Below are 15,487 nucleotides of genomic sequence, written 5' to 3'. Positions count from 1 at the left end.
ACCAACCCTAAAAATACTGAATTTGAAGGCAGAGATAAAATAAAAAGTATTAAAATGATAAATACGCCAAACATTATTTTAATATTAATAATATTGATATTGTTTGATTGAATAATTTCAAAATCCAAGAAAAATAGGATGGGTAAATTGATAATTACTTAATAAAACAATCATTTAGGTGTAAAATCAGTAAAAAATACTGCGAAACAATGATTGATTGAAATTCTTTCAATAAACAGTTCGTTTTACCAATTTATCTTTGGCCTCTCATGAAACATTTACATATAATCTTTCTATTCGCTATTTCAGGTGTTTTAGCTGTCTATCCGGCCGCCTCTCAGACGGAAATTGACTTTGAGGTAACTGGATATTCGGACTCCACTATTTATGTGGGCTACCATTTTGGGAACCAGAAGTATCTATTGGACACACTGGAAGTGAATAATGAACGATTTCATCTGACGACTTCCGCTACTACTGGTGTGTATTTTTTGTATTCCCCTAATTTCTACTTTGAGTTTATTCTGGAGGAAGGTTCATACACTCTGAAAACAGCTACATCCGAACCTTATAAAGTACTGAAGGTGACGAATAGTTCAGAAAATGATTTGTTCAAAGACTTTCAAATGACCATGATTCGTTTGCAAGCTGATCAGCGACGACTGATGGAAAGTGCTGATTCAGAAGCGCAAGCAGAACTGAAGACGCTGGCAAAAGAAATGACTGACTATAGAAATCAGCTGATAGAGGACAATCCAGAGACTTTTACTGCTGAGTTTTTAAGACTAATGGGAATCATAAAGCCTCCTACTTACGAGGGTGAACCAGATTCTGTCTCTCGCATAAAGAGCTATCAGTACATGGTAGCTCACTACTTTGACGGCATTGACTTATCCAATTCTGAACTGTTGCGTACCCCTTTGCTTCATTCAAAAGTGATGGAGTACTTTGATAATTTATTGATCCAGTCTCCCGATAGTATCAATAAAGGCCTTGATATGTTGTTTGCCAGGATAGGGGATAATGATGAGCTGTACAGGTACTGGCTGGTAACTCTATTTAAGAAGTATGCGGAATCAAAAATTATGGGTATGGATGCGGTGATGATTCATCTGGCTAAAAATTACTATTTGAATGGTCGAGCGGACTGGATATCTGATGAATATAGAAAACAGCTCAGGGAAGAAGTGGCGTACGTGCAGCACAACCTTATTGGTGAGCCGGCGCCACCAATAGAAGGGATTGTTGATACGTTGATGGAGCCCGTGTACTTACAGCAGATTGAGTCGCCTTATACATTGTTATTTATTTATGATCCGGATTGTGGTCACTGCAAGAAAGCCATCACTAAACTTGAAGAGCATGACGCTGATTTTTACGAGCTAGGTGTCAACATTTTTGCATTGTGCACTACGACCGATGTAGGTCGATGGAAAAAATTTGTTTCACAGGCCAATCCAGAATGGACCCATGCTATAGATCCGTCAGGCAAAAGCTACTTTCGTGTTTACTACAATGTGCGGTCCACGCCACAGGTCTATCTGTTGGATGGGTCTAAACGAATCATTGCCAAAAAACTGGAGATCGGACAGTTCGTGGATTTGATCAGAAATAGAGAGGGAATCTAATATTGGTGTTAAGAAAAGTTTATTTAACCATTATTTAGATTAATTCTTAACTAAAAGGATTTTGTTGTAAATAATTGTATTTCAGACAGTTAATGTGGTGTAGCTCAATTTTGTGATATTTTGTGCTCTAAAAAAGCGAGAGAGGTCTTTTTTGGTTTGAAGTAAATGATTACCTTTTCTCTCAAGTCCACCGCCATAAGTTAATTATTGTTTCAAATTAACCAGCACTTGCATGAAGCAAAACTATACTTACCTGGACTACCTTGCAGAAGTGAACAACCTCAACTTAAGCGAGCATCGAGAATACCTCAATTGTATGGAGGTGATCAAAAGACATGCACTCAAGCAGTCTGCTACACTGGAGACGACTAACGATCTATGGGAATCAAGATTAGGGAAACTTGATAGCATGATCAATATTCATACAATGATGATAAGAAGATTACAATCAGGTAAGTCGGCCAATGAATTGGTGCGACTTAACTAATCAAAGTTTTATATATGAAGAGGATAGGAGAACCTGGCCATTGGTCGGGTTTTTCTTTTTAGTGCAACTGATTTTCGTAAAAGTTTTTATAGTTTCCTGCGGATAATATGTAAACGAAATATTCCATAATGAAAAAAGCCGGTTATCACTGATAAACGGCTCTTCAGACTTTAAGGGGTGGGCCTCCCGAAGCTTCGGAACTGGGCTCAAACCTTAGAGATTCTTGGTTAATATTTCAAGTTGGAGCTCTTTATTATCAATTCATTTTTCAATGAACTTCCTTGATTTCATTCGTTTGATAAAGGTCTCAACTTTTCGTGCATGTGATCTATCAAGGCATTCAAGTTGGAGGCAAATTGTCCAATCATCAGCGGATTTCGTATAGGCTCCTTTATAATAGCCGGTGTTATGCTCAGAAATCCTTTTGGCCACATCAGATGTTTCACCAATGTAGTAGCGATTACGTTTTTTGCTGAAAATGATATAACACCAATGCATATAAAGAAAAAAGCCGGTTATCACTGACAACCGGCTCTTCAGACTTTAAGGGGTGGGCCCACCTGGGCTCGAACCAGGGACCCCTTGATTATGAGTCAAGTGCTCTAACCAGCTGAGCTATAGGCCCGTGTGATAGCCGAAACTATCACAGTGTTTTTGTGGACTTTCGTCCGTGTGGGATGTCTCCTTACTTTCCGAAATACATCAGTAAATCCTCAGAGCCCCTACAGTTTTTTTACATCAGAGTTGCTAGCTCTAACCACCACTTTCTCGCTTTCGGCTCGATGTGATGTAAACAAAAGCACTGTTTCCAGACTGCCTTTGTTTTGGGAGTGCAATATTAGATATTTGCCGCTAATTATACAACGAAGTGAAGCACAGACTAGCAGAATTAGATACAATAATTTTTGACCTTGGAGAAGTTATAGTAGATCTGAATACCAGGGCTGTTTTAGAGGAGTTTTCAAGACTTACCAAAACTGACGGAGCGGGACTTAAGGAAGTGTTGATGAATACGCCACATCTTTTTCTATACGAAACAGGTCAGATTGATGACCAGACTTTTGCGTCTGAAATGAGCAGGGAGATGAATACTAGCATTAACTATGAGGATTTCAAATTTGGCTGGAACCTCATGATCAAAGACATACCAATACAGCGTCTGGAATTCATTAACAAGCTCAAAGAAACTCATCAGGTCTTAATTCTTAGTAATACCAACGCCATGCATGAGGAAAAATTTGAAGCCATCATGCAAGAGCGAATAGGTATGAAAATGATGGATCTGGCGCATATTGCTTATTACTCTCACCACATTGGTTATCGCAAGCCTAACCATGATATTTATGAGTTTGTACTTGCTAAGAATTCATTAAATCCAGAAAAAACAATCTTCTTGGATGATCGGGAAGACAACATATTAGCTGCAAAAGAGGTTGGGATAAGAACTCAACAGGTAATGCATCCTGATCAAATTTTTGAAATCCTAAGCTATGACTAAAAAGCAGAAGCAGCTTCTCATTCACCTGGCTCTTTTTATCATTACTGTTATTACCACCACACTGGCTGGTACCGAGTGGATGCTGTCCAAATACCTTCTTTGGGTACCTAAGGAAGCCCAACTGACCTGGGATTCCTTCGTTAGTGGGTTCCAGTTTTCGATACCCTTTTTGATGATTCTTACAGTTCATGAATTTGGACACTACTTTACTGCCCGCTTTCATAAGATCAATGTCACTTTGCCATTTTATATTCCCATGTGGCTTGGATTCATATTGGCACCTTCTTTTGGTACCATGGGGGCATTCATTCGGATCAAAGATCAAATCATCTCTCTCAAACACTACTTTGATGTGGGTGTGAGTGGCCCGTTAGCAGGATTTGTGGTGGCGATGGGAGTGATCTGGTATGGGTTCACCAATCTTCCAGAACCAGAATATATTTTTGAGGTGCATCCTGAGTATGAGCAATATGGATTGGACTATGCCGATCACGTCTATCAAGAAGAAAATATGGTTTCTTATCATCTCGGTGACAACTTGATCTTCTGGTTTTTCAAAGAATATGTTGCTGACCCTGAACGCCTGCCTAATCCTAATGAGATTATCCATTATCCCTATATTCTAGCAGGCTATTTGGCTCTATTTTTCACTGCATTGAATTTACTGCCTATTGGCCAGCTGGACGGGGGGCATATTCTATTTGGGCTGTTGGGGGCCAAGAGACACTCGATGATTTCTAAAGTGCTCTTCACGGTCTTCATCTTCTATGCGGGACTGGGGTTGATTACAATTGAGGATCTGGCAGATGTGGGTATTGAGAGCTCTCTTCAGTATTTGCTCATGATCCTGGCATATCTCTACTTTTTGTATGTGAGTGCCAGGTCCATGTTTGAGCTTAAACGAGACAGATGGTTGTTTGCAGCCATCATTTTTACTACTCAGTTTATGGTGCATGCCCTTTTTCACATTAGCGGATATTCCGGATGGCTTTTGTTTGCCTTTCTTCTCGGAAGGGTGTTGGGTGTGAATCACCCACCTGTGTTTGACAATCGGCCACTTGACTCCTGGAGAAAACTAATCGGCTGGATTGCACTGGTTGTTTTCATCCTATCGTTTAGTCCGCAGCCTTTCATCGTTTCGATCAGTTGATCTAGCGTTTTATGAGCATAGCACTAGTGATTCCTTTATCACTCTTGATTTGTACGATGTAAGACCCTTTTGCGAGGTTGTCTATTCTGAAATAGTCGATACCAGCATGTTTTTCAAAAGACTTAACTAAATCTCCAGATAGCGTATAGATTGAAAGTCTTCCAGCATCTACGGTATAGATGTTTACATAATGTTGAGCCGGATTGGGATAGAGTCTGAGATCCTTAATGTCCGAATCAGCTTCGGTAAGAATGTTGAATGTTTTGGATATTGAACTGCTGCCACAGTCATTGTACGCAGTTAGTGTAACTTCGTAAGTCCCTTCACCAGCGAAAAGGTAGCTGGGATTCTCTTCAGTGGAGGTGTCTTCATTTCCAAAATCCCATAAGTATGAAGTGGCATTCTCGGTAAGGTTAGTAAACTGTATTGGTTCAGGACCGCCAAATGTAAATGGACCGATTTCAAAATCTACCAATGGGGCAGTGCCGTCTCCACTAAAATCAACCAGATAGGTGTAGAATTGTTGACCCTCTGAATTGGTGACCAGGCATCTAAAGCTCAAATCCTCATTAAAGGTGTTTTGCTCTGCTTTGAGTGTGGCTGAATTTGTTCCTAAATAGGTTTCGTCATCAACTAAGTTTGAATACCCCTGGCCATCAAATACTTGCCATTGGTAAGTCACATCACCATTAGTTTGTACATGAAATTCGTATCCCTCTCCAGTACAATCAGCCTGATCTACAGGCATGGTCGTAATAGGGTCTTCTTGTAAGTCCAGGCTAAGTAGGAATAATCCATTATTCATGTCTGACACAATGATGGTACCGCTTTGAAAATAGGGATAATTGCTCCAGGACCCTCCAAAGTGAATGGCGTCATCCTGTGGATAGGTATCAAAAAAAGCGCGTTCACGTAGTTGGCCAGATGCTATGCTATCTGTACTCAACACTCTCAACCCGCTATAGTAATTGGACTCAAACACCAGGTTGTTGTGGGTGTATAGGTTATGATCAATGGATGTGACGTTGTTTACATAGCTGCCAATGAGTACTGGAGTATCCAGATCTGCAATATCCCAGATGAGCGTTTTAGCATTGTGACCATATTCATTTTCGTCCAGTTCATCATTCATCAGGAAGAATCGATGGTCTTCAGTCAACCAGCCCTGGTGCGAGTATTGAGCATTTTCATAGCCGGTTCTACTGATCATTTCTGGGCTAGATGGGTCTTCCACATTCACAATGGTAAAGGTATCTTCATTAGAGTTGAAGCAAATGGACTGACCTTGATAATCTGTATCTGTCCCTTCATAGATGACACACTGAGCATCATGTGTATAGCCGTCTGCATCAAAGCACGACACAAAGGTGGGGTTTTTCGGGTCTTGAATATTGATGATGTGCATGCCTCCACCACATGGATTGCCTCCATAAAACCCAACGGCAAAGGCATATCCAGTTGCTTCGTTGATCACAATGTTGTGTACGGAACCGAATGCGTCATAGAGAAAGTCATGCTGGAAAGTAACAGGCGTGGTGCCTTCGAGCCCCCTGAGCTTGGTCAGGTCAAAAACCTGCATGCCATGAGCTGAATTGAGATCGCTGACAATGAATGCATGGTTCTTATACGTTTTGATGTCTCTCCAGGTGGATTTGCCATGCTGGATTTCTGCTACTTCTGAAATTCGGTTATTTGCGGTCTCAGGCTCTGGAAGTTTTCCTAGATAGAAAGGCGCTGTAGGAGTGGACACATCTACAAATGCTACACCATTGACCAATCCAACCAAAGCATATTCTTTGCCGGTTTCCGGGTCGGTCCATCCCCAAAGGTCATTTAAATAGTAGCCATTGTGCTGTAGGGCACCCAGATCTTCAGGGGACAAATGACCGAGCAAGTTGATCTGATTGCAGGGGTACTCACCGGCCATTCCATTTTCACATGGAGACTGGGCAAATAGATTTAGATAAATGAAGGAAAGGGTGATGGTTAGAACTAATTGCTTCATACCACTTTGGGATCAATAATAATGCCATTAATCCTCAAGATAGGCGTTTAATCCACCATTCAATGACCTTACTTTAGAAAATCCGTGTTGTGATAAGAATTTTTTAGCCTGGTTACTGCGCTTACCTGACTGGCAATGCACAATGATTTCTGAGTCTTTCATCGACTCAAGCTGGTCTATCTTTTTAGGTAATTCGTAAAGGGGAAACAGTCTGGCTCCGATATTGAACTCTTCGTATTCCCATGTTTCTCTCACGTCCAATATCGTTAACTCTTCTCCTTGTTCTATGCGACGCTTTAGTTCCTGGGGTTGAATGTCACTCATTTTTAATAATCAGCTTTTGGGTTGTTACGTTGCTTTTGTGGGTGATTTTCAGCAAATATATTCCATCCTTCAATAATAGTCGATGTGATGGAGCGTAACCCAACTGATTCATCAAATGACCAGACAAGTCGAAAATCGCTATCTTGTCATAAGGTTCGTTGATGAAGATTTCCCCTGAGCTTGGATTGGGATAAGCTACGGGTTCTACAAGCTTAGGTTTTGAACTTAAGAAAAATGTGGAGTCAAAATCAAAGACAGGTCGAAACATCATCGCACCTGAAAATTGTGTGTTTTGTACCCAGGTACCTGTGGTGTTGGAGTAGATTTTATTGGATGCAGCATCATTGCTACGATCAAAACCCACACCAATATAGTTTTCAGTAAGCTGTTCAAAACCGATATAAATCGTATCAGGCGTTAGGATAGGTACAGAGAGTTTTACTCGGGTAAATTGATTCACCCCAGCTGGTTCCTGAATGGTGTAGGGTTGTTTAGTTAGAATACCATCGTCTGTCAATTCGTCCCATACCACCAGGTCAATGCTATTTCCAACACTCTCAGGAGCGATATTCGGAAAGTAGATATCCAGGTGTGTGAGTGTGTCAGATTTGGCCAGTAGGTATTGGATAGCCAGTTGGCCACCATTGGCGTTGATTGCAATGGCAAATTCAGCAGACCCATCATCATAAGCATAATAATTTTGCAACAAATATTGCTGGCGAAGGGTATCGTTTAGTTTAAGATCGATGGGATAGGAGATAGTGGTTCCAGCACCTGTTTGCTCTTGTAAGAGGTTGTTCTCCGAGGCAAATCTGAAGGTGCTCTGAATCACTTGAGAGTCCAGCGGATCTTCCTGTACGGGTATACTGATGGAGCCGAATCCTGGAGCCGCTACTTCTCGCACTTCCAAGGGGTTTAAGGGACTGGCTTCATTGGATTGGTAAGTGCCAAAATCTTCACCTGTCGTTAGGTTTTGCAAGGAATAGAAGTAAACCGTGGGATCTACATCATTTTCCATATTGCTCACAAATATGCGTTGATTACTTAAGTAGCGATCAGGATTCTCAAAGAAAACCTCTGCTGGCAGCTCATAGTAAGGTTCGAACAGCAGCGAGGGAGTACCTGCAATCGCCTGATCTAACTCGTAGAAGTCATTCGCACTGCGATGCTCATTCAGGTAGACGTAATCAAGGTGCCAGGTATCAAAAGGGCCTTGTTGGCTGCTATAGGAAACAAATTTGAAGCGAAACTTTGAGTGAAAGTAGGCAGCACTGTCTACTGGCACAAGGACTTGCTGGAATGGTGCTGTGGCGACACCTCCACGTACTGTCCACCGCTGATCCCACACAAAAGTGCTGTCAGTCAAAGGTTTGTTAAAATAGAGAACCAACGAATCTTTTTCGTCAGGTAGTTCACCATTACCTCCTGCTTGCCAGAAAAAACTGAGATAAACGGTGCTTCTATTTCCCTGACTGACTTTGGTAAGGTCGATAGGCTGACTCACCAAGCTATCACCCGCACCATTCGTTTCATTCTGAATATCGTAGGCCAACCCAGTAGCTGTGATTCCATCAAAGGTGGCTACCTTGTAAGTAGGAGGGTTCTGACCTAAAGTGGCGTTGATGTATACATTGGGCCCAAAAGACCACAGTAGTGTATCAGGTGCATTCCCTGACTGACTGAAATCATCCCAAAATGGAAGATTCACCACGGTGTCAGCAGCAGTTGTTAGATTGAAGCTACGCTGGAGAGGTTTCATGCTCAGCTGAGCATGGACCGCTAAAGATGAAAAGATGGCTATGGTCAGTAAACCTATTCTCACTATTCTTGATCAAGCAATGTTGGCTTAGTATTAATTGAGTCGGGACGGTAGATCCACAAGTCGACCATTTGCCCTAGCCGCATAGCTGCTCCGGGTTCTGGTTGCTGTTTGAATACGGATCCCGGAGCTACCTTTTCTTTTCGATAAGCATAGTCACCATTGTCCTGCTCTACCTTGATAACGGCTTCTCCCTCTTTCTCGTATTTTGTTTCACCAATTTTTAGACCTGAACCAATAATCGCAAATTGTGCGCTTTCTAAGTCTAGTCCCAACAAGTTTGGAGAATTGAGGGCCTGATTGCCCAATCCATTTCCGGCTACCAGATCAATTACAGAGCCCTTTGGAATTCGTTCTCCCTCGAGCACTTGCCGACCATCCAGCCGCTGCTCCAGCACGTAATTCATCGCCAGATCATCTACATATTTGATTTCACCACGGGTTAGATCATAGGTTTTTAGCACTAATTGAGCGTTTTTCACCGATCCACCTACCAATTTGGGCATTCGAACCAAAGGAGGTTTTTCGGCATTGAGAGTGACGTATATTTTTCTATTTTCCTTCACCTTACTGTTCGGCAGAGGAAACTGCTTCAATACCGTAAGTGGAGGCTGAGTTGATGAAAATCCGGAGTCTGGAGTCACTTCATATCGCAGGTCGCGAACTTCTAAAAAATCATCCAAATCCTCCATAGCTACGCCTCTCACGTCGGGAACAGTAATTGTTTCCCCGTGATTGGTGTCGTAAGGAAGGTATAGGTAGAAAAAGCCAAAAAGCAGCACACAGGCAATCACAACCATGATAGTCAAGTGAATCAAGGCGTCTTTCCACGTGTTTATTTTCAATATTGACATAGTGAATGTTCTAACCGGTTACTCAAAGTTTCGAAGATAATCAAAAGACACCTTATGAGTTGGATTAGATTTTGGTCACACCAGATTTCTTAAATCCAAAATCGATTATCTGATCTATAAACTCGTAAGGCTTCATATTATTGAGTGCTGACTGATGAAAAATAGCTGTCGCAGGTGTCATTCCTGGTAGCGAATTGATTTCAATGATGACCGTCTCTACATGATCTTTATAGATTCGAACAAAGGCATCGATCCGGCAATATCCTTCCACATTGATTACTCGGGCTGTTTGTTCTAATGTGGCCTTCACCTCGCGTGCTACTCTCTGGTATTCTTCCTGGGTATTTCCAAATCTTGCGGGCGTGATGTTCTGGCCTTCACCTGCCAGAAATTTCTCCTCTAGTGATAAAATTTCACCAGAAGCCAACGCCTCCGATGGCTCAAACACTTCATATTGAATGTGGCCATCGTTATCTAGGCGAGTGAGCATTCCGCCTGTAATTTCCAGGAATCGGTCTGCACCGTTTGCATCAATCAAAGTCTCTACTAAAAAGAAGTTCTTTTGTGGAAATTCTTCGTTGGGTCTGAGGTTAAGGGTTCGCATTGGTCCTTCGAGGAATTCCATATTCGGGCGAAACATCATTTCGCAGAAAGCGACCAGTTCCTCACGGCTTTTGATTTTTTTCACAGCAGACGAACAGCCATCATCGGCTGGCTTTGCAATAAACGGCAGTTGAAAACGGGTCAGCAGGTTTTCAATGCACTTGTCAGGGTCCTGTTGATAGGCATCTTGATAGACCAATTCATGATCTGCTACAGCTATGCCAGCAGCTTTTAGTCGCTCATTGGTATCATACTTGTTGATAGAGATCTGAGAGCTTTCCACTCCTGATCCATTGTAAGGAATGCCATATTTTTCAAGCTCTTGCTGTACGGCACCATCTTCTCCAGGTCGACCATGTAGTGCGATAAACGCAAAGTCAATGCGATCAGCCAGCTGAGTGTAGGACAGCTGCTCTAAAACAGTGGCTTCATTAGAGCTGAATAGCTCAATGATACCTTTGGCTTGAGCTCTGACCATCTCTGTGATAGGGTGAACAGGTCCATGTTGAATTACCTTTTCCTTGATATCATCTGCATTATCCTTTAGCATGATGTTGATCGGAAGTTGGAATAAAAGGTGTTTGGACCCATCACCTGTAAGAAACACAGGTATTGGATGATACTTTTCTGAGGATGCCAGCTTTTCATAGATGTTTCGACCACTTTCCACACTAATGTGTCGCTCAGATGAGAAACCGCCCATGATCACGGCTACATTGACTTTTTCTCCTGAGTGCCTGGATTCTTCTATCAGTCGATTTCTTAATGTGTCCTTCAGGTTATTTAGTTTGAAGAGCTGTTTACCGCTAGTGATTCTTGCGTTGATACTTTGGGAAATAATGTAAGTCAGAAACTGCGACGGATTCAGTCCGATTTCTGCTGCCTGATGGAAGAAAAAAGAAGAAGGCAACATCCCGGATGTGGTATTTGGATCATTGAGGAAAACCTTACCATCATCAGTAAAAAAACCATCTAAGCGCGCATAAACTTGACTGTGTAGCGATCCAAACAGCTTTTTACACTGATCCATTATCTTTTTGATATCCTCATCGGGAAGATTTATAGGCGTAATCTTCCTGCTGATTCCAGGAAGGTATTTGGATCGATAGTCGAACAGGTCGGAAGACTTGCGAATTTCGGTAGGAGGTAAGGCAATTGGCTCTCCATCCTCTCCCTGTATCACTATGCAAGAAAACTCTTTTCCTGAAATGAAGGACTCAATGAGTACCATGTTTTCTCCATCCGGAGACTGGAGTTTCACCGTGTCTGTAGCCTGATCTAAAAATGACCAGAGTTCCTCAGGATGATAAATGACGGAATCTTCCGTAAGTACCGGAAAGCCAAGGCCCTCGCGTATATCTGTAAAGGAGATTAGGAAAAGTCGCTTCTCTGTGTCCGTTTTCTGACTCCATTCTTTTGGATCTATTTTTTGAATGAAAAACGAACGATTAAGACCCGCGATTAATTCTTGCTGGTTGGAGGCGATGGACACTCCGATGGACGATCCTTGATGAGGCGCTTTTACCACGACAGGGTAGTTGAACTGAGCTTCTATGGAGGAAACCACCTCATCCGGAGTCTGTTGCCATGTATCCCTATGTACGGAGCGGAACTCAGGCGTAGCAAAACCAGCATCACTGAGTACTTTTTTCTGGATTTCCTTATCGATCCCAATGCTACTCGGAAGCGTACCAGCCCCGCTGTAAGGTATGCCATACCACTCTAGTATGCCCTGTATATTTCCATCTTCGCCGAATGGTCCGTGTAGGGTCAGAAAGGCAAAGTCAATGAGTTGCTTGAGCTCTTCCGGTTGTATTTTCTTTCCTACCGAAGAGATGCTCTTGTCTACGGCATCCTGATTGGTAAGCGATTCGGCATAGATTTGGAAGAAATGAGGGCTAGGGGGCAAGGTTTCTGCCGACGGATAAAAATCCCGGATCGTACCTTTATACAAATACTGCCAGTCCAGTAAAATGAAATTGCCAAGACTGTCTATAAAAATAGGAACTGGAGTGAAAAGGGATTTATTCAAGTTGTCATAAACCGTTCTTCCACCTGCAAAAGAGATCTCGCGCTCACGCGACTGACCCCCAAAAATAATTCCTATTCTCATGTGGGTAAAATTAATGGGATTTGAATATTCTCCTACCTGATATAGATTCTTTTCGACTGGTTCACTCCACTTCCTATGACATTCAAAATATAGAAGCCACTTTGCGAAGGTGCCTGAAAGGAGATTTTGTCATTGAGTATATTGGAGAACAGTTCCTTGAAGACTAAACGACCACTTATGTCAGCTAGCTGAATGTAAACTTGTTTTTTCTCTGAGAAATTGAACGAAACGGAGAACTGATTTACAGCTGGGTTTGGATAGACGGCAACAGTAGTCATCAGAGCATCAAGATCGGGAATTGCTGGGTCATTCGTTTTGTACAGGTTGATGTCATCTAGAAAAAGTCGGTTACCATTGCCATTGGTAAATACAAAAGCGAAACGCAAGTCTGGCCAGTTGACATACTCGGTAAGATCTATGTACTGTGACTTCCAATGTTCTGGTTCTGTTGGTTGCCACTCAGCACTGCTGTTAGTTACAGCCATCTGTTCCGAGTTTAGACTAAGGAGTACGATATCATACGTTCGTCCGCAGTTGAGTGAAAGCAGGACTTTTAGGTTATCATTATTGCCCAATCGCTGGGCATAAGAGTATTTAAACTGCATGGAAGCCTCGCTTAGCCCTGATGTACCCAATGTGGGAGAAACCAGGTAACTCTGCGTGAGGGCTGTACTGTTGAAGTTGTCGGTGTAGAGCACAGTATCTCCTCTGATTGCCAATGATTTGAATTGATTGGTACCATTGGGTGAGAAAGTAGTCCATTCTTGATTGGAGAAATCTTCCTGATCAGGAAAAACATCTTCCGACTCCTCGATTAATGAGTAAAAGCGGTATGAATTATTAGAACTGCGTTGATCATTTCTTCCGTTGAGTTGGGTGATTTCAAAGAAGAACTCATTGCTACCGGTGACCAGATAGTCGCTGATGTTGACTGAAATATCCTTGGTCTCTCCAGATTCCAGGTCCAGATTATCGTAGACGATTTCAGTACTCGTCCCATTTGCTGAAAGTGACAAGGTGATTTCATTGATATCTTCATAGCCGTAGTTTTTGATCTCCATGATTGGATTGGCAGATAGGTCACAGCTTACCACCGGTATATCTTTGATTTCCTTGATACCCATATCAAAGCCAAGTAGATTGAGATTACTCACTTCCACATCATCTACAAACAGGTTGTTACCACCTCCGTTGATTCCTATGATGGCTATTTGCACCTGATCATTACCTGCATAGCGAGTGATATTCAGATTAACCTCATCCCAGGAGGATCTGCTGACAGGATAGAAGCTAGTACTGACGGGATCGGTTGTTTGCAGCGAATTGCCATAGCGTTCGTACACTATGTCTTTTCGTGAAAAGTTATTTCCACAATCTGTAGAAACAGCAATCAGTAAGCCATCCAAATAATAACTGTTGGTGCCTTCCTGAAGGCGAGGTGCATAGGCGTATTTAAAGGATAGCTGGGCAGATGTAAGTCCACTAAGATCCAATGACTGGGTCAATAACATATCCCAATCTCCAAAATTGGCACTTTGTTGATAAAATGGAGCCATTGCAGCTACATTCTCAGTTGATCCGTATAGCGCGGACTGGTACATCCAGGAGCTAGGTTCTCCAGTTTCCGTAGTGCGGAAATTGTCGGGATCGCTTTCAAAATCTTGTAGGTAAGGAATGCCAATTTCCTGGAAAGGTGCTAAAATCAACTTCAAATGGTTATTTGCATTGTTTTGATCTACCAAACCATTAACCCCGGTTACCACAAACTCGACTGTATTGACCTGAGATTCTGATAAGGAGATGGAATTAAAGCTGATGATTGTGGTTTCACCAGTCGTTAGTGGTACGGCGCTTTCCTTTTGCTCCAGTAGTTCACTGTTTAGGTAAAAGGCTACTTCAAATGAGGAGATCTCGTTGGTGCCATAATTCCGTACTTCCACACGCGGGGTAGTTTCAGCCGAGCAATCAGACTGAATAGGGGATACTATAGATCTGATACCTAAATCGTTGGCGGTGAGCACTGCTTCTTGTAAGCCGTGAGACGTCAACAGTGATCTTCTTCTTGGACTCTGCTCCAGGACTAAACGCATTCGGTCACGCTGACAGACCGTAAATAGATTCATGCAAACATCGTCGGTGTAGTCCATGTAGTTTTGGATCATATCCCGACTGTCGCAGGAGAATTTGTTGGTGTCACATCCAGTAGAAGATCCGCTAGCAAAAGGAGTGTCTTCACAGAAGTCATCAAATCCACAACCTCCATCTCCCCAGACGTGTCTTAAGCCAAGGTAATGGCCTATTTCATGAGTGGCTGTTCGACCGTAACTATCAAAACTCCCCGTGTTTTCATTCACACCTACCCATTTGTAGTCCAATACCACACCATCCGTATTCGCATAATTTTCGAGTTCGGTTGCGATTCCCTCCAGGTTTGAAAATGGAAACTGTGCGTAACCTAGGTTTGCACCTGATATATCAGTAACATAGATGTTAAGATAATCCGAATGCGGCCAGAAGCTCTCAGACATGAGTACTTTGTCGTCTTCTGGTTCGTAAACTTTTTTGGATCCCTGTAACCTTACGATTCCATTGGTAGGAAGCCCTTCTGGGTCTTGTCGGGCCAATACAAACTCTATTTCTGTGTCGGCAGCTACGTTTCTGAAGGATGCTGGCGTTTCCGAAGCATCTTCATTTGTTCGTCGGAAATCGTGATTGAGGATCGCTACTTGCTCAATGATTTTTGCTTCGCTGATATTGGATCCAAACCCAATGGAGCTACCATCATGAATCACATGAAAAACAACAGGAACTTGGTATACCGCTTGTGTAAGTTCAGTTCCTCTTGATAGTTCTTTTTCTTGTTTTTTAGCTTTTAACCATTGTTCAAAGACTTCTGGTGACTCTGTGCGTTTGGTATTTTGGGGTAGCTGCATTGTGGCACAGCGGTCTTGCGAGGCAGCAATTAATGTGGAAAAAAAGAAAATCAGAGCTGATATTGCCCTCATG

Annotated in this window: 11 protein-coding genes and 1 tRNA gene; 4 read left to right on the top strand and 8 right to left on the bottom strand. The window is 42.4% G+C overall.

Annotation, left to right across the window (positions count from 1 at the left end; genetic code table 11):
* Nucleotides 1-269 precede the first annotated feature (269 nt).
* Both ACO067_RS00660 and ACO067_RS00655 read left to right on the top strand, forming a co-directional pair.
* Nucleotides 270-1,628 (top strand): DUF4369 domain-containing protein, encoded by a 1,359-nt coding sequence (locus ACO067_RS00660; RefSeq protein ID WP_421869239.1) that lies wholly within the window; start codon nt 270-272, stop codon nt 1,626-1,628.
* Between the two features lie 232 nt (nt 1,629-1,860).
* A complete protein-coding gene (locus ACO067_RS00655) occupies nt 1,861-2,115 on the top strand; it encodes a hypothetical protein (RefSeq protein WP_421869237.1) in 255 nt (84 codons plus the stop codon).
* A 261-nt stretch (nt 2,116-2,376) separates the two neighbouring features.
* Here ACO067_RS00655 and ACO067_RS00650 read toward each other — a convergent pair whose 3' ends face one another.
* Nucleotides 2,377-2,613, bottom strand: a complete 237-nt coding sequence (locus ACO067_RS00650; RefSeq protein WP_421869235.1) for a GIY-YIG nuclease family protein — start codon at nt 2,611-2,613, stop codon at nt 2,377-2,379.
* 53 nt (nt 2,614-2,666) lie between these two features.
* Nucleotides 2,667-2,740, bottom strand: a tRNA-Ile gene (locus ACO067_RS00645).
* Nucleotides 2,741-2,983: 243 nt separating this feature from the next.
* Between ACO067_RS00645 and ACO067_RS00640 the strand changes: the two genes are divergently transcribed.
* Together ACO067_RS00640 and ACO067_RS00635 are read left to right on the top strand one after the other, a co-directional pair.
* Nucleotides 2,984-3,613, top strand: a complete 630-nt coding sequence (locus ACO067_RS00640) for an HAD-IA family hydrolase (RefSeq protein ID WP_421869232.1) — start codon at nt 2,984-2,986, stop codon at nt 3,611-3,613.
* Nucleotides 3,606-4,763, top strand: a complete 1,158-nt coding sequence (locus ACO067_RS00635) for a site-2 protease family protein (RefSeq protein ID WP_421869229.1) — start codon at nt 3,606-3,608, stop codon at nt 4,761-4,763. The genes ACO067_RS00640 and ACO067_RS00635 overlap by 8 nt, the downstream gene beginning before the upstream one ends.
* Nucleotide 4,764: 1 nt before the next feature.
* On the opposite strand, the gene ACO067_RS00630 is transcribed toward ACO067_RS00635, so the two are convergent.
* From ACO067_RS00630 to ACO067_RS00605, 6 genes are all read right to left on the bottom strand, one after another.
* Entirely contained in the window at nt 4,765-6,768 is a 2,004-nt protein-coding gene (locus tag ACO067_RS00630; protein ID WP_421869226.1) for a choice-of-anchor B family protein, read from the bottom strand.
* Between the two features lie 27 nt (nt 6,769-6,795).
* Nucleotides 6,796-7,092, bottom strand: coding sequence for a rhodanese-like domain-containing protein (locus ACO067_RS00625; protein WP_421869223.1), 297 nt, complete (start codon nt 7,090-7,092; stop codon nt 6,796-6,798).
* Nucleotides 7,085-8,914: a T9SS type A sorting domain-containing protein gene (locus ACO067_RS00620; RefSeq protein ID WP_421869220.1), complete on the bottom strand. Its 1,830-nt coding sequence runs from the start codon at nt 8,912-8,914 to the stop codon at nt 7,085-7,087. Before ACO067_RS00620 ends, ACO067_RS00625 begins: the two co-directional genes overlap by 8 nt.
* Nucleotides 8,914-9,765: a PASTA domain-containing protein gene (locus ACO067_RS00615; protein WP_421869217.1), complete on the bottom strand. Its 852-nt coding sequence runs from the start codon at nt 9,763-9,765 to the stop codon at nt 8,914-8,916. Before ACO067_RS00615 ends, ACO067_RS00620 begins: the two co-directional genes overlap by 1 nt.
* 64 nt (nt 9,766-9,829) lie before the next feature.
* Nucleotides 9,830-12,481 carry a D-alanine--D-alanine ligase family protein gene (locus ACO067_RS00610; protein ID WP_421869214.1) on the bottom strand — a complete coding sequence of 884 codons (2,652 nt, stop codon included), beginning with the start codon at nt 12,479-12,481 and terminating at the stop codon, nt 9,830-9,832.
* Between the two features lie 32 nt (nt 12,482-12,513).
* Nucleotides 12,514-15,486 (bottom strand): M43 family zinc metalloprotease, encoded by a 2,973-nt coding sequence (locus ACO067_RS00605; protein WP_421869211.1) that lies wholly within the window; start codon nt 15,484-15,486, stop codon nt 12,514-12,516.
* Nucleotide 15,487: the final 1 nt, after the last annotated feature.

Origin of the sequence: Marinoscillum sp. (genome assembly GCF_965229915.1) — a bacterium.
GTDB lineage: Bacteria > Bacteroidota > Bacteroidia > Cytophagales > Cyclobacteriaceae > Marinoscillum.
This window is presented reverse-complemented; position numbering and strand designations above follow the sequence as displayed.

Excerpts from the sequence above, each read along its gene's own strand:
- ACO067_RS00660 (WP_421869239.1), top strand. The coding sequence starts at position 270 with ATGAAACATTTACATATAATCTTTCTATTCGCTATTTCAGGTGTTTTA.
- ACO067_RS00655 (WP_421869237.1), top strand. The coding sequence starts at position 1,861 with ATGAAGCAAAACTATACTTACCTGGACTACCTTGCAGAAGTGAACAAC.
- ACO067_RS00650 (WP_421869235.1), bottom strand. The coding sequence starts at position 2,613 with ATGCATTGGTGTTATATCATTTTCAGCAAAAAACGTAATCGCTACTAC.
- ACO067_RS00635 (WP_421869229.1), top strand. The coding sequence starts at position 3,606 with ATGACTAAAAAGCAGAAGCAGCTTCTCATTCACCTGGCTCTTTTTATC.
- ACO067_RS00630 (WP_421869226.1), bottom strand. The coding sequence starts at position 6,768 with ATGAAGCAATTAGTTCTAACCATCACCCTTTCCTTCATTTATCTAAAT.
- ACO067_RS00625 (WP_421869223.1), bottom strand. The coding sequence starts at position 7,092 with ATGAGTGACATTCAACCCCAGGAACTAAAGCGTCGCATAGAACAAGGA.
- ACO067_RS00615 (WP_421869217.1), bottom strand. The coding sequence starts at position 9,765 with ATGTCAATATTGAAAATAAACACGTGGAAAGACGCCTTGATTCACTTG.
- ACO067_RS00610 (WP_421869214.1), bottom strand. The coding sequence starts at position 12,481 with ATGAGAATAGGAATTATTTTTGGGGGTCAGTCGCGTGAGCGCGAGATC.
- ACO067_RS00605 (WP_421869211.1), bottom strand. The coding sequence starts at position 15,486 with ATGAGGGCAATATCAGCTCTGATTTTCTTTTTTTCCACATTAATTGCT.